The organism is Sodalis sp. C49, assembly GCF_046352915.1.
Classification (GTDB): domain Bacteria; phylum Pseudomonadota; class Gammaproteobacteria; order Enterobacterales; family Enterobacteriaceae; genus Acerihabitans.
In genome coordinates, this window is record NZ_CP163303.1 from 5,008,248 (window position 1) to 5,032,003 (window position 23,756).

General features: G+C 50.4%; 25 protein-coding genes. 14 read left to right on the forward strand and 11 right to left on the reverse strand.

Translation table 11 applies throughout. The annotated features are described in order from the left end of the window. Complete coding sequence (flhD, locus tag ABUK12_RS22640; protein ID WP_410013937.1) at positions 1–351, reverse strand: flagellar transcriptional regulator FlhD; 351 nt, start codon at positions 349–351, stop codon at positions 1–3. Positions 352–1,230: 879 nt separating this feature from the next. Next, a complete protein-coding gene (locus ABUK12_RS22645) occupies positions 1,231–2,052 on the reverse strand; it encodes an AraC family transcriptional regulator (RefSeq protein WP_410013938.1) in 822 nt (273 codons plus the stop codon). Positions 2,053–2,315: 263 nt separating this feature from the next. Between ABUK12_RS22645 and ABUK12_RS22650 the strand changes: the two genes are divergently transcribed. Beyond that, the gene (locus tag ABUK12_RS22650; RefSeq protein ID WP_410013939.1) at positions 2,316–3,713 is read left to right on the forward strand and encodes an MFS transporter; all 1,398 of its coding nucleotides are present in this window, start codon (positions 2,316–2,318) and stop codon (positions 3,711–3,713) included. A 32-nt stretch (positions 3,714–3,745) separates the two neighbouring features. Next, on the forward strand, positions 3,746–5,704 hold the full coding sequence (locus ABUK12_RS22655; protein ID WP_410013940.1) for a glycoside hydrolase family 127 protein: 1,959 nt from the start codon (positions 3,746–3,748) through the stop codon (positions 5,702–5,704). Between the two features lie 142 nt (positions 5,705–5,846). Here ABUK12_RS22655 and ABUK12_RS22660 read toward each other — a convergent pair whose 3' ends face one another. Continuing rightward, positions 5,847–6,461, reverse strand: a complete 615-nt coding sequence (locus ABUK12_RS22660) for a CGNR zinc finger domain-containing protein (protein WP_410013941.1) — start codon at positions 6,459–6,461, stop codon at positions 5,847–5,849. A 93-nt stretch (positions 6,462–6,554) separates the two neighbouring features. Here ABUK12_RS22660 and ABUK12_RS22665 point away from each other — a divergent pair, with 93 nt between their 5' ends. From ABUK12_RS22665 to ABUK12_RS22680, 4 genes are all read left to right on the forward strand, one after another. After that, a complete protein-coding gene (locus ABUK12_RS22665; RefSeq protein WP_410013942.1) occupies positions 6,555–7,496 on the forward strand; it encodes an alpha/beta fold hydrolase in 942 nt (313 codons plus the stop codon). Between the two features lie 295 nt (positions 7,497–7,791). Beyond that, on the forward strand, positions 7,792–8,532 hold the full coding sequence (locus ABUK12_RS22670) for an SDR family oxidoreductase (protein WP_410016745.1): 741 nt from the start codon (positions 7,792–7,794) through the stop codon (positions 8,530–8,532). Between the two features lie 200 nt (positions 8,533–8,732). Continuing rightward, positions 8,733–9,395 (forward strand): dTMP kinase, encoded by a 663-nt coding sequence (locus tag ABUK12_RS22675; protein ID WP_410016746.1) that lies wholly within the window; start codon positions 8,733–8,735, stop codon positions 9,393–9,395. A 253-nt stretch (positions 9,396–9,648) separates the two neighbouring features. Then, complete coding sequence (locus ABUK12_RS22680) at positions 9,649–10,131, forward strand: glutathione peroxidase (protein WP_410013943.1); 483 nt, start codon at positions 9,649–9,651, stop codon at positions 10,129–10,131. 129 nt (positions 10,132–10,260) lie between these two features. On the opposite strand, the gene ABUK12_RS22685 is transcribed toward ABUK12_RS22680, so the two are convergent. The 4 genes from ABUK12_RS22685 to ABUK12_RS22700 all read right to left on the reverse strand — a co-directional run bounded on the left by ABUK12_RS22685 (position 10,261) and on the right by ABUK12_RS22700 (position 14,376). Beyond that, on the reverse strand, positions 10,261–10,566 hold the full coding sequence (locus ABUK12_RS22685) for a transposase (RefSeq protein ID WP_410013944.1): 306 nt from the start codon (positions 10,564–10,566) through the stop codon (positions 10,261–10,263). A 552-nt stretch (positions 10,567–11,118) separates the two neighbouring features. Continuing rightward, positions 11,119–11,979, reverse strand: coding sequence for an HNH endonuclease (locus ABUK12_RS22690; protein WP_410013945.1), 861 nt, complete (start codon positions 11,977–11,979; stop codon positions 11,119–11,121). Then, the gene (locus tag ABUK12_RS22695) at positions 11,972–13,534 is read right to left on the reverse strand and encodes an AAA family ATPase (protein ID WP_410013946.1); all 1,563 of its coding nucleotides are present in this window, start codon (positions 13,532–13,534) and stop codon (positions 11,972–11,974) included. The genes ABUK12_RS22690 and ABUK12_RS22695 overlap by 8 nt, the downstream gene beginning before the upstream one ends. Before the next feature lie 434 nt (positions 13,535–13,968). Then, the gene (locus ABUK12_RS22700) at positions 13,969–14,376 is read right to left on the reverse strand and encodes a RidA family protein (RefSeq protein WP_261106733.1); all 408 of its coding nucleotides are present in this window, start codon (positions 14,374–14,376) and stop codon (positions 13,969–13,971) included. A gap of 144 nt (positions 14,377–14,520) precedes the next feature. Between ABUK12_RS22700 and ABUK12_RS22705 the strand changes: the two genes are divergently transcribed. Continuing rightward, entirely contained in the window at positions 14,521–15,126 is a 606-nt protein-coding gene (locus ABUK12_RS22705; RefSeq protein ID WP_410016747.1) for a TetR/AcrR family transcriptional regulator, read from the forward strand. 239 nt (positions 15,127–15,365) lie between these two features. Here ABUK12_RS22705 and ABUK12_RS22710 read toward each other — a convergent pair whose 3' ends face one another. From ABUK12_RS22710 to ABUK12_RS22720, 3 genes are read right to left on the reverse strand one after another with little or no spacing between them, the layout of a single operon-like run. Next, on the reverse strand, positions 15,366–16,208 hold the full coding sequence (locus tag ABUK12_RS22710; protein ID WP_410013947.1) for an MBL fold metallo-hydrolase: 843 nt from the start codon (positions 16,206–16,208) through the stop codon (positions 15,366–15,368). 13 nt (positions 16,209–16,221) lie between these two features. Further along, entirely contained in the window at positions 16,222–16,548 is a 327-nt protein-coding gene (locus ABUK12_RS22715) for a hypothetical protein (protein ID WP_410013948.1), read from the reverse strand. A 4-nt stretch (positions 16,549–16,552) separates the two neighbouring features. Further along, positions 16,553–17,098 carry a sugar ABC transporter gene (locus tag ABUK12_RS22720; RefSeq protein ID WP_410013949.1) on the reverse strand — a complete coding sequence of 182 codons (546 nt, stop codon included), beginning with the start codon at positions 17,096–17,098 and terminating at the stop codon, positions 16,553–16,555. Positions 17,099–17,262: 164 nt separating this feature from the next. Here ABUK12_RS22720 and ABUK12_RS22725 point away from each other — a divergent pair, with 164 nt between their 5' ends. The 7 genes from ABUK12_RS22725 (at position 17,263) to ABUK12_RS22755 (ending at position 22,466) form a co-directional block, all read left to right on the forward strand. After that, on the forward strand, positions 17,263–18,153 hold the full coding sequence (locus ABUK12_RS22725; RefSeq protein ID WP_410013950.1) for a LysR substrate-binding domain-containing protein: 891 nt from the start codon (positions 17,263–17,265) through the stop codon (positions 18,151–18,153). A 324-nt stretch (positions 18,154–18,477) separates the two neighbouring features. Beyond that, positions 18,478–19,368 carry an oxidoreductase gene (locus tag ABUK12_RS22730; protein ID WP_410013951.1) on the forward strand — a complete coding sequence of 297 codons (891 nt, stop codon included), beginning with the start codon at positions 18,478–18,480 and terminating at the stop codon, positions 19,366–19,368. Positions 19,369–19,506: 138 nt separating this feature from the next. Further along, on the forward strand, positions 19,507–20,046 hold the full coding sequence (locus ABUK12_RS22735; RefSeq protein ID WP_410013952.1) for a DUF2058 domain-containing protein: 540 nt from the start codon (positions 19,507–19,509) through the stop codon (positions 20,044–20,046). 376 nt (positions 20,047–20,422) lie between these two features. Further along, complete coding sequence (locus ABUK12_RS22740; protein WP_410013953.1) at positions 20,423–20,764, forward strand: DMT family transporter; 342 nt, start codon at positions 20,423–20,425, stop codon at positions 20,762–20,764. After that, entirely contained in the window at positions 20,764–21,357 is a 594-nt protein-coding gene (locus tag ABUK12_RS22745; RefSeq protein WP_410013954.1) for a TetR/AcrR family transcriptional regulator, read from the forward strand. Before ABUK12_RS22740 ends, ABUK12_RS22745 begins: the two co-directional genes overlap by 1 nt. A gap of 145 nt (positions 21,358–21,502) precedes the next feature. Continuing rightward, positions 21,503–21,781 (forward strand): hypothetical protein, encoded by a 279-nt coding sequence (locus ABUK12_RS22750; RefSeq protein ID WP_410013955.1) that lies wholly within the window; start codon positions 21,503–21,505, stop codon positions 21,779–21,781. 208 nt (positions 21,782–21,989) lie between these two features. Next, positions 21,990–22,466 (forward strand): cold-shock protein, encoded by a 477-nt coding sequence (locus tag ABUK12_RS22755; RefSeq protein WP_410013956.1) that lies wholly within the window; start codon positions 21,990–21,992, stop codon positions 22,464–22,466. 352 nt (positions 22,467–22,818) lie between these two features. Here ABUK12_RS22755 and ABUK12_RS22760 read toward each other — a convergent pair whose 3' ends face one another. Then, positions 22,819–23,625, reverse strand: coding sequence for an SDR family NAD(P)-dependent oxidoreductase (locus ABUK12_RS22760; protein ID WP_410013957.1), 807 nt, complete (start codon positions 23,623–23,625; stop codon positions 22,819–22,821). Between the last annotated feature and the right edge of the window lie 131 nt (positions 23,626–23,756).

Sequence of the window (23,756 nt, forward strand, 5' to 3'; positions counted from 1 at the left end):
TCACCCCCTTGGGTTAGGTAAAGGCACTATTTTTGCGCTTGTACGTTTTGCTAACGCAGTCGACAAAACAATACCCGTATGAAGTTGCTGCAATTCGTCAATCCGCGACTCTTGGGTCAGCAATCTGATGGTCTGATGGTCATCAAAGCGAAACAGGCATAAGAGTTGACTGGCTTCCGACAGTTTCGTCATTTGTGATGGCATCAGCTTTTTCAGCGTATCGGCCATGTCTTCATCAATACCCAGGCGGAACATTGCGGCGGCTTTATCCTGATTAATCAAGCGTTGCGCCAGAAGTAAATAGGAAAAATTAAGATCGAAGATATATTGGCGAATTTCTTTGGCGTTCATTTTTTCATCCTGACAATCACCGTTAATCATAATTAGAGTATTGATATTATTATTTATATAAAACAAGCACTAAAGAATAACAATCCAACGCATAACATCACACATTCGGTCATATTCGTCTCTCTTTTCCTGATTGCTGCTAAAAATAGCCTGGTATCACCGGGCAATTATTCACTATTAACTAGCCGGAGAGCTCGTCTGTCATACATTAGTTGTATGACCAACCAAATAGATGAGATGCCATTTATTTTCATGAAAGTTAACAACTGATACCTTCTCGCAACCAAGAATTAAGTGTGAAGCCATCAATATTTGACTTAATTGCTGCGAGGATAATAGTAACAAAGTATTAATTTTATATTAAGACAACGCGTTTAATTAAGCAAATGTTACAGCGATCGACATATTAAATAAATACCTATAAAAATCAACCACTAATAATTTATTGACTTTTCGCTATTTTTTAGTAATAGCTGATATTAAAAATATTAGCATGGTAATTAAATTGAAGTGTTAAATATTTAGGCTCTTTATTTTGCTTAAAGTGCATTTAACATGAATTTTTAGTGGCAAAATTGTGACTTAATCAAAATTATATGCAGTAAGTGAATCCATTCGCGCTCAGCCGAGCGTAATAAGGTAATAGTGTTGCGGTATTTTAACAATTACCTATTAAGCCAGCGTATGCCGTAATGATAATTAATACCCTACTGCGCATAACATACCCGGCAACGGCTTTCCACAGTGTGTAAAGGTTGTATCGCTCAGCGACGGGTGAGTAAGCAGGGGCGGCTTGCGTGCGGCAGAGGGTGCGTCAATCCGGGCGCCTCTCCCGGCCGGTGTTTTTTTTGGGTCTTCCCCTGTTGTTCCCCAGCGTGCCTAGATATCCGAATTAATATGCTCTTTACAGTAACGCTTTTTATATTCCAGCGGCGTCAAACCGGTTAGCCGGCGAAACAGCCGCCTGAAGTATCCCACATCCTGGAAACCACAGCGTTTTGCGATATCGGCAATGATGCCGCAGTCCGCAACCAGCAGCTTTTCTGCGTTGCCGATGCGCCGCCGGTGAATGGCCTCGGTAAGGGTCATACGGAACGTCATTTTATAGACCCGGCCCAGATAGTCGGCATTGCAGAAGAGTTGTGACGCCAACCCGGATGCGGTAAGAGGCAGATGAAACTGGGTGCCGATCAGCTGTTGCGCTTTCCAGGCCAAGGCTATGCCCGGTTCCGCCGGTTCAGTGCTTTCGGTCCAGCCGTCCGCCACCTGTTGCAACAGCAGCAGCAGAATTAATTCCAGCGAGGAAGGGGGCGATCGGTTTTCCTGCTCGCTGAGAAACAGTCTAAACAGCGTAACAAACCGGCGTGGATCGCGTATTTTACTGTATTGCGGTATAGGTAATTTAATCGCCTGTTCTTTGGCGGCATTACTGGCCGTCATGCCGAAGTGCAGCCAGTAAAATTTTAAATCCGCGGGAAAATTACCTATGCCCGTATGTTCCCGGCCTGGCCATAATAAAAGCGATTCCCCGGCTTTGACATAAAAATCATGCTGGTTCTCTCGAATCGCTAATATCCCCTGTTCAACAAAAATTAATTCATAGGATCCCAGGACGCGGGTGGGGTGGTGGCCCAGGCCGCGGGAAATAAAAAGGCCGCCATTTTCAATTCTAATGGGGTAATTAACTGATATTTCTAGCATATCAATTACCTTGGTTGCCGTTTTCCCTCACCTTAGCAAACCTGACTGGGCATGTCAGGTAATATGAACGCACTATTGATCTGCTTCACAATTTTAAATCCATGTCGGAATTGTACCCTTTATCTGCCTTTTCCTCACCTTGTTGCGGCCCCGGTAGTGTGCGACGTTTAACCGGTGGAACCCTAAAAATGCTTATTACATTGAAGCGTTAACTTCTTAATCCTTCCGCATGCCAATAACGCGTTATCGGCGAGGAGAAAATAATGTCAACCACCTCCATTCCCCATACGGTTGCCCCGGCAATAACCGCCGGCAGCTATTTATCCATGCGTGAAAAAATCGGTTACGGTTTAGGCGATGCGGGCGGTACCGTTATTACCTGCCTGATGATGAATTTCCTCACCTTCTTTTATACGGATATATTCGGACTCACCCCGGCGCTGGTAGGCATTATGTTTATCGTGCTGCGCGTCGTGGATGCCGTTTCCGATCCCCTGATGGGCGTGGTGGCTGACCGGACCGTAAGCCGCTGGGGACGGTTTCGCCCCTGGCAACTATGGGCCGCGCTGCCCATCGGTATTATCGGTATCCTGACGTTCACCGTGCCCGATGTGGGCATCCATGCAAAAATCCTCTGGGCCTTTGTCACCTACCTGATGCTCTCCCTGAGTTATACCGCCATCAATGTGCCCTATTGCGCGCTGATAAACACCATGACCGGTGTCCACCGGGAGGTGATTTCCTGTCAGGCCTGGCGTTTTGTGCTGTGCGGCGTCGCCGGTTTCCTGGTCTCGGTGGGATTGCCCTGGCTGGTGGAGGCGCTGGGGCGCGGCCATGCGGCCCAAGGCTATCAACGCGGCGTCGCCGTGCTGTGCGTTATCGCGGTGGCGATGTTTTTGTGCTGTTTTTTCTGGGTGCGTGAACGGGTGCCCCTGGCGGTGATGGGTAAGTTTTCGCTACGGGACCATTTGCGGGGTCTGCGGCAAAACGATCAGTTGCTGCTGATGTTGCTGATGTCATTTTTGCTGATAAATGTCTTTAATATTCGCGGCGGCGGCTATATGTATTTTATTACCTATGCGCTGCACGGCAGCGCCGGCTACGCTTCGCTATTTTTTACCGCCGTCACCGTGGCGTCCATTCTTGGCGCCATGATCGTCAATGGCCTGTCACGGCGCATCGATACGGTAAAACTCTATTATTACACCAATATTACCCTGGCGGTCCTGGGCATCCTGATGTGGTTTATCCCCATTGGCGAGGCGTACCGCACCCTATGGCTGGCGCTGATTTTCATCAACAGCATTATCCTCGGTTTTACCCTGACGCTGCATTTCTCCCTCATGGCGTTTGCCGATGATTATGGCTTCTGGAAAACGCGTATCCGCTCATCCGGCATGAGCTTTGCCTTTAATCTGTTTTTTATCAAACTGGCCTGGGCATCCAGCGCCGGTATTATCAGCCTGGTGTTCGTTCTGGTGGCCTATGCTCCCGGCATCGATCGCCAAACCCCCGCGTCGCTCCACGGTATCCAGATGATGGAAACCCTGATACCGACGATATTCCATTTATTGCTGGCTGTGGCGTTGCGTTTTTGCCGGCTGGACAATACCAGTATGGCCCGTATATCCCGCGATCTTCAGGACCGCCGGTTGGCATAAACATTGATTAAACATTGATTAGGTAATCAAAAATGGAAAAAACATCCGAAATCGACCTGCATCATATCAAGCTGACCGATTCCTTCTGGCTGGATTATCAGCGACTGGTCAGGGATGTGGTCTTGCCGTACCAGTGGGAGGCGCTAAACGATCGTATCGCCGACGCGGAACCCAGTCATGCCATAGAAAATTTCCGCCTCGCGGCCGGACGCAGCCAGGGAGAATTTTACGGAATGGTATTCCAGGACAGCGATGTCGCGAAATGGCTGGAGGCGGTGGCCTGGATGCTGTGCCGGCAACCGGATCCGCAGCTGGAGCGTACCGCCGATGAAACCATTGAGCTGATCGCCGCCGCCCAGCAGCCGGACGGCTACCTGAATACCTATTTTACCGTGAAGGCGCCGGAAAAACGCTGGACCAACCTGGCGGAATGCCATGAGCTGTATTGCGCCGGACATATGATTGAAGCCGGCGTGGCTTACTACCGCGCCACCGGCAAAACCCGCCTGCTCGAGGTCGTGTGCGCCCTGGCCGATCATATTGACGGGGTTTTCGGCCCGGGTCCCCGGCAGTTGCATGGGTATCCGGGCCACCCGGAAATCGAGCTGGCGTTGATGGAATTGTATAGCGTCACGGCCAATCAGCGCTATCTCGCCCTGGCGCGCTATTTTGTTGAGCAGCGCGGTACCGAACCTCATTTCTATGACCTTGAATACGAGCGCCGCGGCCGCACTTCCCACTGGCACAACTACGGCACGGCCTGGATGGTGAAAGACAAGGCGTATAGCCAGGCGCATAAACCCATTGCGCTGCAGGAAACGGCGGTAGGCCATGCGGTCAGGTTCGTTTATCTGCTGGCGGGCGTCGCCCATCTGGCGCGTGTCAGCGGCGATGATGAGAAGCGCCGCGCCTGCCGTCGCTTATGGGACGACATGACCCGGCGCCAGATGTACATTACCGGCGGAATCGGCGCCCAAAGCCATGGCGAGGCGTTTACTTCCGGTTACGATCTGCCCAACGACACCGCTTATACGGAAAGCTGCGCGTCCATCGGCCTGATGATGTTTGCCAGGCGCATGCTGCAAATGGAGGCCGACGGGCAGTATGCCGACGTGATGGAGCGAGCGCTGTATAATACCGTGCTGGCGGGCATGGCTCTTGACGGAAAACATTTTTTCTACGTCAATCCGCTGGAAGTCCATCCTGGCGCCATTAAATGCAACCATATTTACGATCACGTTAAACCGGTGCGTCAGCAATGGTTCGGCTGCGCCTGCTGTCCGCCCAATATCGCCCGGTTGCTGGGCTCGCTCGGCAATTATATTTACACCCGCAACGACGAGACCCTGTTTGTAAACCTCTATATCGGCAGCGAGGTGACCCTGCCGGCGGGCGATCGTGCCCTGACGGTGCGGCAAAGCGGTAATTATCCTTGGGACGAAACCGTTACTCTCACCGTCACCTGTGCGGCGCCGACATCCTTTACGCTGGCGCTGCGTTTGCCGGGCTGGTGTCCGTCGCCGCAGGCGATGCTGAACGGCGAACCGGTGGCTATGGCGCCCCGGCGGGGATATGCCTATTTCACGCGTACCTGGTCTGAAGGCGACAGTATTCAACTGACTTTGCCGATGCCGGTGCGCCGGGTCCGCAGCAATCCGCTGGTGCGCCAAAACCTGGGAAAGGTTGCTTTGCAGCGTGGACCGCTGGTGTATTGCCTTGAACAGGCCGATAACGGCGATAATTTGCATCAGCTGCGTTTGTCCGCCGGAAGTGATTTTCGCTTAGTGCCAGGTGAAGGCGTGCTGGCGGGGAAAACCCTGATCCAGGCGCCGGGGGAGGGCCTGTCGCCTGCGGATGTTTCGCAACAGCCGCTTTATGATTATGACGGAGAACCTCCGCGGCGCCGGCAGCAATCGCTGCTGTTTATTCCCTATTTTTGCTGGGCCAACCGCGGCGAAGGGGAGATGCGGGTATGGGTCGCAGAGGACTGATCCAATATCGCCGTATAAAAGGAGACGCGGGGCAGGGAGCGCCCCGGGGCGTCAGGCCTGCCTCGTCAGCGCAGCGATGGCGGCAGCTTCGCCGGCCCGGGCGAAACAGATTGTCTATGCCGGCCGGCTATCGTGCCGGACATCACCGCGGATTGCGTATGGCGGCGGAACGCAATTGGGATGTTTTCCTGGAACGAAACGCCGCCACTTTCATCCTATTGCCGCAAGTGGCCATGCTGCACCAGCGGCGGCGGTGCGATTTGCTCAGGTCATGGAAGAGCAGAATGCAGTCATGGGCTTCGCATTGGCGTACGAATTCGAATTTATCGCCCGTAACCAGACCTACCAAAGCATCGGCCACAGGCCAAAGCAGGCTTGCCGGGCTGCTATCCCGGTGGTGAACACCGATGCGCAATTCCTGCGCTTCGCCATCCCATTCCAGCCTCTTCACCGGACAACCCGCCGCAAGCACCTGATTGATGGCGGTGAAATCGGCTGGAACGCCTTTCATTGCCGCGTTCACCACTGCCCGCGCACAGTCGCGAAGCCCGCGCGCTTCAGCCAGCAGGCCACAGGGGATCGGCTGGTTAGCGCCATCGGGCCAAAGGCCCGCCAGTTTCAGCCAGCTCGCGACGCTTTGATCGTCGGTTAGGCAGTCATGACGTTGGTCGCCCACACCGTACTCACTGTTAATGAAATCGAGGGCAAGATTGTCCGCCAGAAAGAGCGGGCCGGAAGACGTGCTGGTCGGATTCATAGTGACCTGTAACTAATAAAATATATTTGACAGGTTACCAAAAAACCACGTAACCTTCAAATGACAAATTTAACGGTTACAAAAGGAATTATCATGACCTCTTCCAAATCGATTGCAGCTACCGGACCCGCGACTTCTCTGCTTGTTGACGGTGCGCATTCCGCCAATGCTATCGGCCCCATTCGTTACCGCTACGAGCAGGTGGGTGATGTGAAGGTTTTCTACCGCGAGGCAGGCAACCCCAGCGCACCCACGCTACTGCTGCTTCACGGCTTCGCAGCCTCATCGTTTATGTTTCGCGACCTTATTCCCGAACTGGCCGAACGCTATCATGTGATCGCGCCGGATTTACCGGCCTTTGGTTTTACCGCGGCCCCGGCGCGGGGCGAGTACGCCTACACCTTCAGCCAGCTGGCGCAGACCATCGGCCAGTTTACCGAACAGCTTAAGCTCGCTACATACGCGCTTATGGTTCACGACTACGGCGCCCCGGTGGGATGGCGCCTGGCTGTCGCCCATCCTGAGCGGGTGACCGCCATTATTTCTCAGAACGGCAACGCCTATGAGGAAGGATTGGGCGATAGCTGGGCACCTATTCAAAAGTACTGGCGCGAACCGACGCAGCAGAACCGGAACGCCCTGCATGACTTTCCGACACCGGCCTCGATTAAGTGGCAATACCTGGAAGGGGTTACCGACAAGGATTCGGTTTCGCCAGATGGCTATACGTTGGAAGGGCTCCAGATATCGCGGCCTGGCAATGTGGACATTCAGCTCGACCTGCTTTTGGATTACGCCTCGAACGTAGCAATGTATCCTGCCTTCCAGGCGTACTTCCGCAAGTACCAGCCACCATTGCTGGCGGTTTGGGGAAAGAACGATCCGTTTTTCCTTCCGGACGGGGCCGAAGCCTGGAAACGCGATCTGCCCAGGGCGGATATTCGCTTCTATGACACCGGGCACTTCGCGCTTGAAACCCACGCCAGGCAAATCATTCCTGTGATTCGTGCGTTCCTGGACAAGAATATAGGGTAGCGGGTCGGTTTGAGATGTTGGCCAAGGCAACCGCTCAATTCAACAGGCTTATCCATAACGCTCCTGGCCAAGGGAACTGCCGGGAATGCCCTTGCTATCAAAGTATTGTCTGCTTTGTGCCAGAGCAGACTTTGAAACAATTCTAAAAACGCCTGACAACGAAATGACGAACCAAAAGTGAATCTGCTCTGGATAGGTCATCCATTCATGCCACTTCTACACAATTAAACAGATGACGACTATGTTTATCTTTCGTAAGGTAAATGGCGATTATAAGGATCAAAAGGGCGTAATTATGGGAAGATTTCACGGTAAACGTGTACTTATAACGGGTGGCACCAGCGGCATTGGGCTGGCAGGCGCGCTGCGAATTGTGAAAGAGGGAGGACACGTTGCCATCACGGGGCTGAGTGAAGAACGTCTGGCCCAAACCCGCAAACTGTTGCCGGAAACTGCACTGATCCTGAAAAGTGATGCTGCAAGTGAGGCTGATATTGATGCGCTCGCAACGGCAGTCAGCGGCTGGGGGCACCTCGACGGATTGTGGCTGAATGCGGGTTACGCAGAAATTGGCGCACCGGAATCCGTTACGGCCGACGCCTTTAATCGCATGATGAATGCCAATGTTCGCGGGCCCATGCTGCAGCTTGCATCACTTTCCAACACGTTGAACCCAGGTGCATCAGTGTTGGTCACCGCATCGTCTTCAGTCTATGAAGGTGCGCCCATGACGAGCTTATATGGTGCAACAAAAGGCGCCGTTGTCGCCATGGTAAAAAGCTGGGCCGCCTCACTGGCCGCGCGCAATATTCGCGCCAACACGCTGGTGCCAGGACCTATCGAGACTAATTTTAGACACTTCATGTCCGGGGAGTCGCGGCAAAAGTTTGAAGATTTTGTGGTAAGCCAGGTGCCTCTCAGGCGAGCCGGTACAGCTGATGAAGCTGCCGCCGTCGCACTTTTTCTGCTTTCAGATGATGCGTCCTACGTAACCGGAAGCCAGTATGCTGTGGACGGCGGGCTGGTTCACTATTAATGTGAAACCCAATTTAGATCATTATCTTACTATATGATTTGGTAATCTATTCATTTGCCTGTTTTGGGTATTGGGTTCACGCTGACGCTATAGGCAGCTGCTACGAACGAAAGGGTGGTCAGCTGTTAATAAGAAGGTAATAAGATGCTTTTGCCAGATTTGAGTTTTAAGCAAACCCTATGTCAATCGTCATTTCAAGAATGAGTCGTCCGCTGTTTATTTCTCTGGATGGGCCCAAGGGAGTCGGCAAAACCACACTGTTGGAGGCCATTACGAAAGTACTCAGGGCAGATAACAAGACGGTGATCCGACTTTGCGAGAAAAAAAGCGATCCCTACAGGAGGGAAACAATGGCCCTCGTGAACAGGCTCGCTAGAAATCCCACCCTGGATTTGGAATTGGAAGTTTGTGAACGCTTTGCCGATAGCCGTGCCTGGATTTCCGAGCATGTGCTGACTAAACAGCCACCGGGCAGCATTATCTTAATGGATCGTTGGTACCCGTCGGAAGCCGCGTTTCGCCGGATGGTTCCATTTGCAGAGATCTTACAGCTCAACATTGAACGAAACGTGCGAACGCCAGACCTGCATGTCGGGGTTGTTACTGCGCCTGACATTTCATGGACAAGGGCCGCGGCCAGAACGCGTGGGCTAAGTAGTACGGTAATTCATAAGCTGGAAGAGCATGTAGCCTGTACCAAGGCGTTTGAGCGAGAAGTTGCAGATCACGGCTGGGTTTTATGCCGTAATGAAGGAATCATCGAAGACGCAACGATGCAGGTTATTTCTGAGATCTACAGAGTGCTTGGATGCCCTATAGGCATCGGTTTTGCGGGCAGGGCTTCTGCCGCATGTCGCCAGTAATTACAGCAACCTATTCCGTCACCCTCCACCCCAGTGTGACCCTCAGATTTGTGTTGCGTCTACAGAATCGAAACCACTCAGTATTTTCAGTCTTGTTATGATTTACCGGGCTGGCTGCCAGCCACGGTCGTGAATACTCATTGAATCGGCGCTGCTACTGACTCTATCTTACTCATAGCGACACGAGGCCTTTAGCACGTCTGTTTGTTGTTCTTTTCGTTCGACTTTGCAAATCTTCTCTGAGGAGCCCGACATGATCACCTTTCATCAACTCACCGCCACCAGTCTGGGTGGCCAGCTCATCTCTATGGCCGACTATGCGGGTAAGCTGGTTCTGGTGGTTAATACCGCCAGCCATTGTGGCTTCACGCCACAATACGCAGGTCTTGAATCGCTCTACAAGAAGTTCGCCGCCCAGGGTCTGGTGGTGCTTGGTTTCCCCTGTAACCAGTTCGGTAATCAGGAACCCGGCGGTGCCGATGAAATCGCGCAGACCTGCCACATCAACTATGGTGTGAGCTTCCCGATATTCGAAAAAGTGGAGGTCAACGGCGCTGCTACGCACCCGGTGTTTCGTTACCTGAAAGACGAATTGCCCGGTGTGCTGGGTGGGCGGATCAAGTGGAACTTCACTAAGTTCCTGATCGGACGCGACGGCAAACCGGTCAAGCGTTTTGCACCGTTCACCACCCCAGAGAAAATGGAAACCGTAATTCTTGCTGCACTTGAAATCTAAGTGTTCGTGTAATTCGAATCGTCCACATTTAGAGAGCTTCCGATAAACTGATTATGCCCGAGTGGGATTAACGTCCGCTCTTCGCTCTCAGCAGGCCTTCAGCGTCACGTTTTTGTCTGCTGTGTGCCATTACCTGACGTTGTATTCTTTTATGCTAATTCCCTTAATGTTGTATATTCCTGTTCGCTTAATTCGCTTGCCCTTTTTGTCCGTAATAGTGGCTGTATTTGTGCTACAGCGAATGGAATGACGTTCATCAATCACCAGCCGAATTGCTTCTGAAGGATCTTCCACCTCCACGAGGTCGTCAGTTTTATCCAGGCCAAATGGTACAAGGTGAAATGCAGTTTTTCCCGTTGATTTTTTGGTTACCTTTATAGGGTAAAGCACGTCCCCACTTTTATGAATCAATTCAAGGCGTTCATTGTAAATCATGGCAATTCTCCTTAGTTTGTCTGCATGACTGTACAAATCGAAGATAGGAGATACAACAAAAAAGATAGGTAAAGCTAAAATAGCCTAACGCGCTTCATAATTTATTGAATTAAATCTATATTTTTGCAAAATGTATGTGAGAAATTAAATCGTGACTAACCTTAGAGCCAGTTAAAGTGATCTTCTCCCTATAACTCAAGACACCTTGATTCAAGTATGCATTCCGAACTTCCGCTTCTCGCTCAAAGCAGACCTGACGGCCACTCATTCTGTCCACTTCGTGCCAGGAGCGGACGTTGCTAACATCGAGTGGCATTAATCAAAGGTGTCAGGCCAGCTTGGCTACATCCTGCAATTAGTCGGTTGATGGTTTCACTTACTGGTCAGCATTGCCAGGTATGATGAACGAATCCACGCCCAATACGGATAATCCTGAAAGCTGGAGTCGAGATGAACTGACTGCTTTTGCCAAATACGTAACTATGTCTACAGCTTCCAAATGACCCACCATTACCATGCTGGTGGGTCGATTAATTAACATAGGGAATAGGTTCAAAATCTCCCACTACAGATATCATCGTTTATTGAGAGTGCATGATACATAGCTCTCAAAGTTGAATTGAATTTAACTGCCGTAACTAACCCTGCGTAATGATTTTTTACCGCAATATAATCACCATCTAAAAGCATCCTTCTAATATCTGCCGTGATTGTCGAGACAAATTGAGATGAATTTCGGACATATTTTTGTCGAAGTTCAAATATAGTAAAATGATTTATTACGCGTTTACGCTCGACTTCCAACCATTGTAAAGGAGGTGCAGCGTGGAAATCGAACACTAAAATACCATACTGTGCTGTAATTGAAGCTTTAATCCAATCTGTACTATAAAACTTAATGTCATCGTTATATGGATAAAGCGTCTGATCTGAAGCCACTTTTAAAATATTATCTGACTTTGCACCATTACAGTGCTCACAGGCAGGAATAAGATTTCTAGGGTGAACAGAAAAAAGTGGATAACGAGCTTTAGGTAAGTAATGGTCCAGCGTTTCCACACCGTAAATTCCACATAATGGGCAGAGACCACCTTTAGAGGATGCTCTTAGTTTGTCATAAACCTTCCTGGCTTCACTATTTATTTTTAACATGTAAACGGTATAGAGATTTTTCAAATCTTTCTTCGTTACTTCACCATCAATTATTTGATCAACTCTTCGTGGCAGGCAAGGTAAAAATTCATGGAGACTTTTAGGAGTTATACGATCATCGAAACATCTCCATTGAGTAGAAATGTTTTCGGCGATATTTCCCAGTCTGTTTTTGTAATCCTGATTATCATTATTCACGGATAATAAACATGTAGAAAATAAATTATCACAATTGATGTTGGGATAAGTAATTTTATTCATCTTCGTCCCCATCAAGATTTTTGTTTTTTTCGTTCTTATCTCTAAGCATAATCATGCTCATTAATATTGCCTTTCCTTCAAAACCGATCTTCTTCTTGAATTTTTTTAGAATGTCTTCGAAAGTCAACCCTTCATCAACACTTTCTTTGAGAAGTTTATGGAAGCCTGATTGCTCCATTTCTAATTTAAAAACCTCTTTGGTTAAAGTTCCAACATTTTCAGCGAAAGTTTCAATCGCTGGTCTATCATAAGTCATTTCTTCCCCGAAGCGGGTTAATACCCAGCAGCAACTTTTAGGTACTTCCTGAACCACCACAGGAGAATGAGTTGCGATAATTGCAATTCCGTTTCTGCGAGATAGTAAATTGCTCAAAGCGCGAATAAAGGCTGACAGGAGTGGCGGATGTAAATGACTTTCCGGTTCATCGAATAAAACAAGAGTTTTATCCTGAACCTTTTCGACTAAGCTACTTATTGTCATAAATACAATAGCATGGCCCGAGCTCATTTTTTCCATTCGTGTTAAGCATTCACTTTGTAATTCGTTTGTTGGGAAATTAACAATATCTCTTAAATTCAGATCCTTAAAATTAGTATCTGAATCTAAATTAGTTATAGCTTCTACCCAAGCTTCTCTTTTTGAATCATCGGAGCAACAGTTATAAATGGATTGAGCACACTTTTGACGAAGTTGACGAATATCCTCAATAGGGTTATCCTCTTCTTTATTTATAGTTTTCTTTAATCCTATATAGTAATAACACGTACCCGAAAGCGGATCGCTTTGCTCGCTAAATGGGTTAAACGGATCGAATGCGCTAAATGAAACAGATATTACCGTACTGAAATAATCATCTGTAATTCTTTTATCTGTAAAAGCTTCTTCAAAAAAAGCTTTTTTAGGTTTTTTATCTCCAACTATAGAACTAACCATTTCATTTAGCAGTGTTGTTTTACCTAACCCGTTCCTGCCTATTATTGCATGGATGTTGCTTGGTGGTAAAGAATATGGTTCCACACTAAAATCGAGATTTATGTCAGCAAATTTATGATTTTTTCTTACAAACTGAAAATCGAATTCTGTTAAAAGACTGTCACCGTTCATTATCCTCAAGAACTGTCCATGTATAGTATTTATATTAACATCTCTTAATAGGGATGATTTGAAAACACTCTCTTTTTTTGCAGCTTTAATTGCATTTTCACTAACAACAACACAGTTGAGCCTATTAAGGATGTCTCGACTCAAGTGTTTACCAAATGAATAAAGCTTCTGGTAAAATTCTGCGCTTTCAGCAAGACTGAAAAACACATCATCTAACTTGTGAAAATCCTTTTTAATTTTATCAAAGGTTGTGGTTTCAATGTCCTGACCTATAAAACCTATTTTTATCTGACCAATAGAATGACTATACCCTTCCGCATCCACGTATTCCATATTAAAGAGAGTTCTGTAAGAATAGTCATTCCAACTTGAAAAAGTAAGGTATACTGAATTTGGTTCTTTTTCCGAACTGTAATTTCTTTTCTTATCTGTAACAATAAACTTTATCAAGTTGAAACTCCTTTTGTCTAAAATCATCTTGGTTTAAATAAATGCGAGAAAACAAAATCTTAATTAACATATTTTAAAAATTTAATTTATGACAAGGGTTAAATATTCATATTACAATCCAATTGTCGACAAAACAATCATTCACAGAAGGTACATATAAGCCCTCACATCCTGAATCATTAACCATAATCAGTTTAACACCAATTCTTACGCAATGATTTGATCTAAATGTGTTTCGTAGACTCCCCCTGACCTGCTCCCTGTTGATTCACAAAGAATGCTGTTAGAAATGTCCGCAGATCGCTCATATCGGACTATTCACATCAGCATGCCTGCTTCGTGCCAAGAGTGGACGTTATGTCGGTTCTGAAACAACGCTTTTCGTGGTGACGTCCTCATCCCATTGATGAAGACGTTACTAACATTACGGTCTGTCAACCTGCGGAGGTTGAAGCTGGAATTCGGGCAATGACCTTAATTTCAAAATCGAATCCCGCAAGCCAGGTCACTCCAACGGCTGTCCAGTTCGGGTAAGGGGGCTGCGGGAAAATTGACTGTTTCACCTGCATAATCGTCGGAAACTGATTTTCCGGGTCAGTATGAAAGGTGGTGACATCAAGCAGGTCGTCAAACGTACAACCAGCTGCTGCAAGAGTCGCTGCCAGGTTATCAAACGCAAGTTGCACCTGCGCGGCAAAATCCGGCTCCGGCGTACCGTCGGCGCGGCTGCCAACCTGGCCGGAAACGAATAACATATCGCCAGAGCGGATCGCGGCGGAATAACCGTGTTCTTCATAGAGAGCATGGCGGTTAGCAGGAAAAATAGGTTCACGCTGGATCATGGCATGTCCTTTCTTGAGTCAATGTGTGATGCGGGATGCGCGGTATGTAAAATTGATTTAATATACGCGGCGTATGTTGAATTAATCACACATACGCCGCGTATGTCAAATAACATCCGTTACGTATGTCAAAAAGGAGATCGTATGGCCGCCAAATGCCGCGCTGAAACAATGGAAGAGAACCGCGCCAAATTGATTACGGCAGCGCGGAAATCCTTTGCCGAAAGAGGTTTTGCTGCCGTATCAATGGATGAATTAACCGCCAGCGTTGGCCTGACACGTGGGGCGCTATACCACAACTTTGGTGATAAAAAGGGGCTGCTTGCCGCTGTTATTGCTCAAGTAGATGGTGAAATGGCACAACGAGCCAAAGCCGCCGCCGCGACTGCCGGTGACGACTGGGAAAGGCTGCTGGCTGAAGGGATTGCCTACATTAAGATGGCGCTGGACACAGAAGTAAGGCGCATCGTTCTGCTTGATGGTCCGGCTTTCCTTGGGGATCCTGCACAATGGCCCAGCCAGAATAGCTGCCTCGAATCCACCCGCCAGACCGTTATAAAGCTGATCGAACGCGGCGTACTTAAATCGGTTGACGCGGATGCCGCTGCACATCTGTTAAACAGTGCCGCGCTGAATTCCGCACTTTGGATTGCTGCGAGCGACGATCCTCAGCGGGCGCTGCCAAAAATTATTGAGGTGTTTACTCAACTGGCAAGCGGCTTACGGAATAGTTCCAATAAACTACGATGAGACGCTTAAAGGGTGGGGTGAGCGACGACCTTACAGTGCGCACCAAACAACTTAGTTTGGGTAATTACATTTGATCTGACAGTCAGCCCTGCGCCACTAGCAAACACTACTAACATCGCGGCGCGTTAATCAATGGAGAGCAGATCGCCCTCTCCTAGCTTACTCCTCCACCACTTCTGGTTTTTTGGAAGCGGTTAAGTGATTTGCGAACAGGTATTTCATGAGATGCGAATATCCATTCATTCTTCCGGGTAGGAAATTCGATATCCGCCATCAGCCATGAGAACGCGGGCAAACCCCCGACGCTCTAAGTGCATGCCTGCAACGAGCAGTTTTTCCCTGACTGCCTGTTCCAGGAGTTTTTTCCGTGTGTCTTCGGCCTGAGCGGGATTGCAGTCAAATACAATGGAAACGGCCGGGTGTGCTGACTGGATATGCGGGAAGTGGACGATGTCTCCCCATATCAATAAGCATTTATCACCTGAATCGATGCGGAATCCGGTATGGCCTGGCGTGTGACCCGGCAGCCATACCGGGAGAATGCCCCCGGTTATCTCCTTCCCGTCCAGAAAGCGCAAGTTCTGCGCATACGCTTCTAACGTTCGGCGGACCAGCTTAAAATTACGCTGCCCACGCTCGCTGGCCATTTTTAATCTTTCATCATCCCGCCAGTATTCCGCTTCAAGAGGATGAAGATAGAGTTCAGCATGTTTATAGACTGGCCTTCCTTCAGCATCCAGCAGGCCGCCAATATGGTCAGGATGGCCGTGCGTCAATAAGACGGTGTCCACGTCAGCGGGGCCTACCCCCGCTGCACCGAGGTTTCTTTTGAGCAGCCCTCCGACGTTGTTCAGGCCTCCCGCGCCGGCGTCAACCAGAATGGTGCGTCCCTGACCGCGGATCAGATAACAGTTGATATGGATATTACCGGGTTCAGCGATCCCGGCGCTGCGCTGAATTAACCCAGCATCCGCCGTCTCAATGCCTGAAAGTAAATCCAGGCTGGCTGACATATTGCCATCACTCAGGGCGGTAACCAGAAAATCCCCAATCTGACGGGATGTGAAAGGCGGATGGTTCATAAATTCCTCATGGTCAGTTTCGAGCGAATATTTGTGGTGCGCTCGAGCCAAAACAGCGGATACGCGCCATTAGCCCCGAGGCCTGCCGAATGGCCAGATCCAGTTCACGCATAAACTTTTCCATCACGTCCGGCACACGCGATTTTGTCAGGCGATAACAGAGTTCGGCATACACCGGATGCCCGCATCCCGGCCTGACATCGACATATATGATGTGAACTTTTTCTGCTTCTGCGCCGAGAATCTCACTGCACAGTGCGCGGCAGATATGGGTGAAAGCGGGGAGAGCGGTGAACCTGTCAGACTGATCTTCAGAAATGTAAAAAGTCAGATTTGGCATGATTTTATTGTTTTCCTCTCTGGTGACCCTTAGCCGGGTTCTGCAATTGCGGTGTAAGCGTTTCGTAGAGGTAGGCTCCGGGAACTTCTGCTAACTGCGCGGCATTTTCACGTGCAAGAACGTATGCAACGCGCCGCTCAGGGGATTTATCCAGCCCTGACGCCTGCATTGCCAGTGCCCGGTATCCCAGCCCGGTCTCGATAAAGCCGATCGGCCGGGTGCTGAGCAGCAGCAGTTCATCCGAGGATACGGCCGGAGCCGGGCCTTCACACTCATACAGATTACGGTGCCAGTCAGTGATGTGCTCCTGCCAGCGCGAGAAATTACCGCCGCCTTTCAGCCGGTATTCGTCACTGGAGATCACATCCGCATCCTTAATTGTATGAAGGGCGAGATAAACAGGGCAGCCAGGTTTCAGGGCCCGGAAGCGCTGGGAAGTGCTGAATCCGGTGACGGAGACCAGCGCCGGCAGTTTTTCCCGGCTGTAAAATTCATTCCAGTCTTCCTCGCTTCCGGGATTGGCATAGGTGCATTCCACGATATACAACATTGACTAACCTCTGCATGAATAAACGGCAGGAATCTAATGAGCCCGTTTAATGATTTTTCATCATGCTACATGCTGTTTTTTTGGCTATAAATCGATATTATTTCATGGTTTAGTGATATTCAGTCACTGATGGGTCACCCTATACACACAACAGGGGCGGTTTTATGCGCAGAAAAATTCCCAGCAGCACTTCCCTGCAGGCTTTTGAGGCTGCCGCAAGGCACGGTAATTTTGCCCGGGCCGCAGAGGAGTTATCGCTGACGGAAGGCGCCATCAGCCGGCAGATTGCGCGCCTTGAATCTTTGCTGAACTGCAAACTGTTTGACCGTGCGGGAAACCGCGTCAAGCTTAATCCTGTAGGTGCGCGCTATGCACATCACATACGCGAAACGCTCGAACGGCTCGACAGGGATACTCAATACATAATGGGGATGCCTGAAGGAAGCAAAAGTCTGGAAATTGCCGTCCTGCCGACGTTTTCCAGTCGATGGCTGATTCCCCGCCTGATCGGCTTTAGATCTATGCATCCGGATATCACATTACATATTGCGGCCAGAACCGACCCATTCATTCTCACCGGGAGTGGCTTTGACGCCGCAGTTCATTTTGAACATGCCGCATGGGCAGGGATGCGTTTGCATTTTCTCTTTCAGGAAAAACTGGTGCCTGTATGCCATCCTGCACTGTTAACGGACAATAACGTCTATGAGAGGTTGAACGAACTACCGCGTATTCACCGGCGACAGAATCCGGAAGCATGGCATCACTATGCCCAGGAAAACGGAATAATCTTTGATAATCCGGCGCAAGGTGTCCGGTATGACCTTCATGAAATGGCAATAGCTGCCGCTTTGGCGGGACAAGGCGTGGCAATGGTGCCGCGTATGTACGTCGAAAAAGAACTGCGTAGCGGAGCGCTTGTCGCACCCTGGCCAGAATCAGAAAACCTGAGCAAAAAATTCTGTTTGGTAAAACCGGTGGAAACAGGAATAAATGAACCTGCACTGCAGGATTTTGAACACTGGCTACTGGCTGAAATTATTGGCGGGACATGACAGAATTGGGGTGACATAGTGTGGGCTGGTGTATGCCAACCGTCCCTGCCAAAATGAGGACCGGACTGCTAAGCGTCATCGGAACCATCATGAAATTCCGTCGCTGGTTACTGGCAGAATCACAACAGGCGCAGCTCAGTTACCATTACTACATGAGTATTTACTCATGCCTCGATGACGACACTTCACTTTTCATCCGGGCGCGCGCTGTTTAGCATCAGCCTATGCCTGGACACATTATTTTGCTTACGTTATTCGCCGCCCTGCAACATGCCAGCTGGAACGCCTTATTACGCGGCGGTATTCACATCAGGAGAACACAAGATGTCTGATCATCCCACAATTGCTCTTATTGGTCCGGGTGCTATCGGTACCACCATCGCCGCTGTACTGCATGAAGTTGACCGCACGCCGGTCCTTTGCGGGCGCACCGCGCATCCGCGGTTAATTCTGCGTCACGATGAGGGTGAAATTGTGGTGCCCGGTCCGGTATTGACTCGTCCGGCGGCTATCAGCCACCCGTTCGATCTGGTGTTTATCGCGGTGAAAACCACCCAGGTGGCTGACAGCGCCCACTGGCTGGCCGCGCTGTGCGATGAAAACACTGTGGTATGCGCACTGCAAAATGGCGTTGAGCAGAAAACCCAACTGGAACCCTTGGTCAACGGCGCAACGGTGCTGCCTTCGGTAGTGTGGTTCCCGGCACAGCGCGAGCCGGATGCCTCCGTCTGGCTGCGCGCCAAACCGCGCCTGACGCTGCCGGATGTGGCGCCGGCAAAACGGGTCGCGGATGCGCTCAGCGGCACACGCTGCGCGGTTGAGCAGTCAGCCGATTTTATCTCCATCGCCTGGCGCAAACTGCTGCAGAATGCGGTCGCGGGTCTGATGGTACTGGCGAATCGCCGTGCAGGAATGTTCTCACGCGAGGATATCACTGAACTGGCACTGGCTTATCTGCGTGAATGTCTGACGGTTGCGCGAGCGGAAGGCGCCGTACTGGATGATAACGTTCCTCAGGAGATCGTTAACGGCTTTCATCATGCGCCTGCGGATCTGGGCACCTCCATTCTCGCCGATCGTCAGGCCAACCGCCCACTGGAATGGGATATCCGCAACGGTGTGATACAGCGTTATGGTCGCTCACAGGGTATTCCCACGCCCATCAGCGACGTGCTGGTGCCATTGCTGGCGGCAGGGAGCGAGGGGCCGGGCTGAAATCCTAAGGGCAGGTCACGCCAGCCTCTGATAGACCCGCCAAACTCATGCCGCACGGTGATCAGGTGCTCAATCTGGTACAGCCTCATACATTACGGGTATAATCACACAAATTATTCGACTGTTTGAGAAATGAAGATGACAAAACTCACCTTACAAGAGCAGATGCTAAAAGCTGGATTAGTAACCAGCAAAAAAATAGCCAAAGTCCAAAAAACGGCTAAAAAATCACGAGCGCAGGCCCGTGAGGCAAGGGAGGCCGTGGAAGAAAATAAAAAAGCCCAGCTTGAACGTGATAAACAGCTCAGCGAGCAACAAAAACAAGCTGCTTTATCGAAAGAATATAAAGCCCAGGTGAAGCAGTTAATTGAAATGAATCGAATCAATATTGCCAGAGGCGATATTGATTTTAACTTCACAGATAATAATCTCATTAAAAAGATAGCTGTGGACAAGCTGACTCAATCTCAGCTGATCAGTGGCCGTCTCGCCATTGCCCGGTTGGTTGATGATAACAGCGGCGTGAGTAAATACGCTATTATCCCGGCGAGCGTAGCCGATAAAATTGCGCAGCGAGATGCGAACAGTATTGTATTAAATAGTGCGCTAAGTCAGGAAGAGCAAGATGAAGAAGATCCGTATGCCGATTTTAAAGTGCCGGATGATTTGATGTGGTAATCAACGCCTTGCGGATGCTGATGTATGAAAAGTCCTTCCGGGCTTTTCATTAACATCGGATGTTCAGCCAGTACCGGAAAACGCAGGGTTATTCTCGACAGTCGCCAACGCCCGCGCTGCCGGCCCGACGGGATGACGTCTTTTGGCGTTCCCGCTTTTTATCGTATCCAGGATAGGGCTAGTCCCTTTTGCTGTTATGGGCCCCAACGGGCGTGACCGGCAACGTGGTGCCATGAGGATGGCCGCGGGGGGGGCCCGCCTGTCACAGCACGTCTTATGTTAATCCAAGGTTACGCAGCAGAAAAAAACCGCTGACGCTTAACTTGCATACCGGCCGGTAGGTATCTAGTATTGGTTTTTATTTCAGGAGAAAACCATGTCTTCACTACTCGCTTACGCAGCACTCGCACTCGCCATCGTTCTGGAAGTGGTGGGCACCCTGTTTCTGGGCAAGTCTGAACATTTTACCCGCCTTATGCCCTCGCTGATTTGCGCTGTTCTTTATGCCTGTTCCTTTTATCTGCTGGCTCAGGTGCTGCGTACGCTTCCGCTAGGGATTGCTTATGCCTCCTGGGGAGGGCTGGGCATTATTCTGACGACCCTTATCGGCGTGGTCGTTTTCAGGCAAAAACCTGATGCGGCGGCCATCGCGGGTATCGCGCTGATTGTTGTCGGCGTGGTGGTGATTAACGGCTTTTCCAAGATGAGCGCCCACTGATGATGACAGCGTCCGGCAGACCAAAAAAAGACCCTGTCAATGTGCGCCGCCGTTTGCTCAATAGTACGGCAAGTCTGATGGCGGCCCGTGGCTTTGCCGGTGTCAGCGTCAGCGACATCGCCTCTGACGCGGGTGTGACCAAAGGCGGCCTATTTCACCATTTTTCCAGCAAGCAGGATCTTATCACTGCGGTATTTGATGATGAGCTGGAGCAGTTCAATGTACTCCTTGAGGACTTCATGGCGCGTGACCCCGGCGGCTACGGTCGCTTTACACGGGCTTATATCAGGACGACAATTGTCGCCTGCACGGAAAAGATGTCAGCTCTGACGTTTTCTCTCTGTGCTGAACCTGAACTGATAACACGCTGGGAAAGCTGGCTCGCTCAGCGCCTGAAACAGCATCAGGAGACTGACAGTGCACCGGATCTGGAGATTGCCAGACTTGCGGCAGACGGCATCTGGTTCACGAGTCTGCTTAAAGGCGGAACGCCGGGAAACAGGGAAAGCCTGCTCAGCCTTCAGCAGAGGCTGCTTGCGCTGACACTGAACAATCATCCAGACCATATTAGCCCGGGAGTGGCAGATGAATAGGGCCAAAAACATTCCTTACTGGAAATGAGCAAATAAAATACGCGTGATTGATCTGGCGGCGGCGAATATACCGGCAGATGTATACAACATGAAGTGAGACCGGATATATTGTTTATATCATATCCTCTTCCAGGTGGAGCACCCAATGCCGGAATACCTTTTTTTCAAAAAGGGGAAGCAAACCGTCGTGCTGGAAAGATCAGACACGGACCTGGCCTCTCGGCTGACCGATCAGGGTTATAAAAAACAATTTGAAGAGGTCAGCGCCACTGATGAAAATCACGCGCTCGCCCGCTTTGCTGATATCCGCCGGGAAAAACGAATAGATCAGCATAACTTCATAGCCGGCGCCGGAGCCATGCCCCTGATAGGCGTTCTGACGGCAGCGGCTGTTTTTTTTTGCGCAAAAAATAGCCAGACCTGATGCTGCCGCCGCCACGTCAACTCTTCCGCCATGTCCGGCCGCCGCGTTTCACTCTGCGTCGCTGACGCCTTTACCTGGCCGTCCCGCTCGCATACCCAACATTTATCGTCCAGACTTAAACCAAAGACGTAGTCTGCGCAGGCATTGTGTTTTACACTGCGCGCTGCAAAAACTGATTAGATAAACGATTAAGCAGGCGGTAACGGCGATGAATGGAACGATCACAACCTGGTTTAAAGATAAAGGTTTTGGATTTATCAAAGATGAAAACGGCGATAACCGTTATTTTCATGTGATTAAGGTCGCCAATCCTGAGCTGATTAAGAAAGATGCGGCGGTGACCTTCGAACCCACCACGAATAACAAGGGGTTGTCGGCTTATGCCGTGAAAGTCGCACCGGAAAGCAAATACATCTATATCGCAGGCGAGCGTCTTAAGCTTACGTCGATCAAGTCTTACCTGGTTTACAGCGAGGAAGTGCCTGCCGATACCCGCATTGATAAAGAAAATGCGGTGCTGTCCGTAGGGGTGCTGATGAGTAGCATCCGGCCGAAATCAGCCACGAAGCCTGGCGAAATGCGTTCGCTGAAAAAACTGGCGATCACCACCTTTCAGGGAACGACGTTAATTTTCTCGGAAGATGAGATAGACGTGGATGCCACGGTAAAACTGCTCAAGGTTTGAAACAATTCGGACCGACCCCATGCCTCGACGAGCCGGCGGATAACGCCTGGCGTGTGTCCGTACCGCCGCCTTTACCCCCGGAACATTTCCATCTCCTGCCGCGGGAGGGAAAGACCTATGCCATTGGCGGCAGAAGAGAAAACGCTTCACAACATATCCAGACGATTTAGCGGCTCGCGCTGATCCCGAAGGATGCAACCCGGGTTGCGTTTCTTCTGATGCCTGTGCCGCGAAGCGGCACGCAGGCCGCTATCCTGAAAGGGACAATTTGTCTGGGGAGAAAATGCGGCGGCGCCTCCTTACCCATGTCAACCCGCTGTATACCTGGCCATAGCAGCGGGTGTGATCAGCATTACATAAACCGGTCCGCGCCGCCGGACGCTTCCACGGTGTGCCCGGTAACGAACTGATTGCGTGCTGAAAGCAAAAACGCGGCGATAACGGCGATATCCTCCGGGCGTCCGAAACGCCCGACGGGGGTTCTTTCCTTACCGAGAATGTCCATGATGTCCCCATCGGTTTTACCGGCCAGTTCCGGACGGCGCTCGCGAACGTTGGGCAGCATGTTGTTTGCCCAGTTTTCCGTCGCGACCGCGCCAACGCCAATGGCATTGACCAGAATACCCATCGGCGCGATATCCAGCGCCAAACTGCGGGTCAAATTATTAATGGCCGCACTCAGGGCGTGGGAAACGGTTAGCGGCGGGTTGGGATACAGCCCTCCGATGGAGGAGATATTCACGATACGCCCCCACCGCCGCCGTTGCATACCCGGGATCACCTCGCGGCAAAAACGGCGCATGGCGGTAAATTTGGTGGCGGTCATCGCCTCCCAGTCTTCCTCCGTGGTGGTCAGCAGCGTGCCGGCATGGGCCCGGCCCGCATTATTGACCAGTAAATCAATGCCGGCAAATTGCTGCTCCGCCAGGCGGACTGCCTCACGGGGAAACGCGGCATCGGTCACGTCGCCCGCCAGCGGCAGCGTGGAGACGCCATAACGCCGCGCCAGCCTGTCGGCGGCGTCGTCCAGCCGCGACTGGGTCCTGGCCACCATCACCAGATGCACACCGTTTGCCGCCAGCTCTTCACAAATGCTGAAACCGATACCGGTGCTGGCGCCTGTCACCAGCGCCACTTTGTCTTTGAGATCCAAATCCATTACGGGCTCCTGCTGTTTAATTAGGGGGTCATCAGGTATAACGCATTTCATGCCCGGATGCTTGTTCACTGAAATCCAGATGTCTGAAATAAACGGCCATAGCGCGTATTCCGGCTGCGCTGCTATGCCGC

Coding starts and splice junctions, on each gene's coding strand:
- ABUK12_RS22700 (WP_261106733.1), bottom strand. CDS start 14,376: ATGATCCAGCGTGAACCTATTTTTCCTGCTAACCGCCATGCTCTCTAT.
- ABUK12_RS22710 (WP_410013947.1), bottom strand. CDS start 16,208: ATGAACCATCCGCCTTTCACATCCCGTCAGATTGGGGATTTTCTGGTT.
- ABUK12_RS22685 (WP_410013944.1), bottom strand. CDS start 10,566: ATGATTTACAATGAACGCCTTGAATTGATTCATAAAAGTGGGGACGTG.
- ABUK12_RS22720 (WP_410013949.1), bottom strand. CDS start 17,098: ATGTTGTATATCGTGGAATGCACCTATGCCAATCCCGGAAGCGAGGAA.
- ABUK12_RS22705 (WP_410016747.1), top strand. CDS start 14,521: ATGGCCGCCAAATGCCGCGCTGAAACAATGGAAGAGAACCGCGCCAAA.
- ABUK12_RS22740 (WP_410013953.1), top strand. CDS start 20,423: ATGTCTTCACTACTCGCTTACGCAGCACTCGCACTCGCCATCGTTCTG.
- ABUK12_RS22650 (WP_410013939.1), top strand. CDS start 2,316: ATGTCAACCACCTCCATTCCCCATACGGTTGCCCCGGCAATAACCGCC.
- ABUK12_RS22660 (WP_410013941.1), bottom strand. CDS start 6,461: ATGAATCCGACCAGCACGTCTTCCGGCCCGCTCTTTCTGGCGGACAAT.
- ABUK12_RS22755 (WP_410013956.1), top strand. CDS start 21,990: ATGAATGGAACGATCACAACCTGGTTTAAAGATAAAGGTTTTGGATTT.
- ABUK12_RS22690 (WP_410013945.1), bottom strand. CDS start 11,979: ATGAATAAAATTACTTATCCCAACATCAATTGTGATAATTTATTTTCT.
- ABUK12_RS22725 (WP_410013950.1), top strand. CDS start 17,263: ATGCGCAGAAAAATTCCCAGCAGCACTTCCCTGCAGGCTTTTGAGGCT.
- ABUK12_RS22680 (WP_410013943.1), top strand. CDS start 9,649: ATGATCACCTTTCATCAACTCACCGCCACCAGTCTGGGTGGCCAGCTC.
- ABUK12_RS22665 (WP_410013942.1), top strand. CDS start 6,555: ATGACCTCTTCCAAATCGATTGCAGCTACCGGACCCGCGACTTCTCTG.
- ABUK12_RS22645 (WP_410013938.1), bottom strand. CDS start 2,052: ATGCTAGAAATATCAGTTAATTACCCCATTAGAATTGAAAATGGCGGC.
- ABUK12_RS22670 (WP_410016745.1), top strand. CDS start 7,792: ATGGGAAGATTTCACGGTAAACGTGTACTTATAACGGGTGGCACCAGC.
- ABUK12_RS22750 (WP_410013955.1), top strand. CDS start 21,503: ATGCCGGAATACCTTTTTTTCAAAAAGGGGAAGCAAACCGTCGTGCTG.
- ABUK12_RS22745 (WP_410013954.1), top strand. CDS start 20,764: ATGATGACAGCGTCCGGCAGACCAAAAAAAGACCCTGTCAATGTGCGC.
- ABUK12_RS22760 (WP_410013957.1), bottom strand. CDS start 23,625: ATGGATTTGGATCTCAAAGACAAAGTGGCGCTGGTGACAGGCGCCAGC.
- ABUK12_RS22735 (WP_410013952.1), top strand. CDS start 19,507: ATGACAAAACTCACCTTACAAGAGCAGATGCTAAAAGCTGGATTAGTA.
- ABUK12_RS22655 (WP_410013940.1), top strand. CDS start 3,746: ATGGAAAAAACATCCGAAATCGACCTGCATCATATCAAGCTGACCGAT.
- flhD (WP_410013937.1), bottom strand. CDS start 351: ATGAACGCCAAAGAAATTCGCCAATATATCTTCGATCTTAATTTTTCC.
- ABUK12_RS22730 (WP_410013951.1), top strand. CDS start 18,478: ATGTCTGATCATCCCACAATTGCTCTTATTGGTCCGGGTGCTATCGGT.
- ABUK12_RS22675 (WP_410016746.1), top strand. CDS start 8,733: ATGAGTCGTCCGCTGTTTATTTCTCTGGATGGGCCCAAGGGAGTCGGC.
- ABUK12_RS22715 (WP_410013948.1), bottom strand. CDS start 16,548: ATGCCAAATCTGACTTTTTACATTTCTGAAGATCAGTCTGACAGGTTC.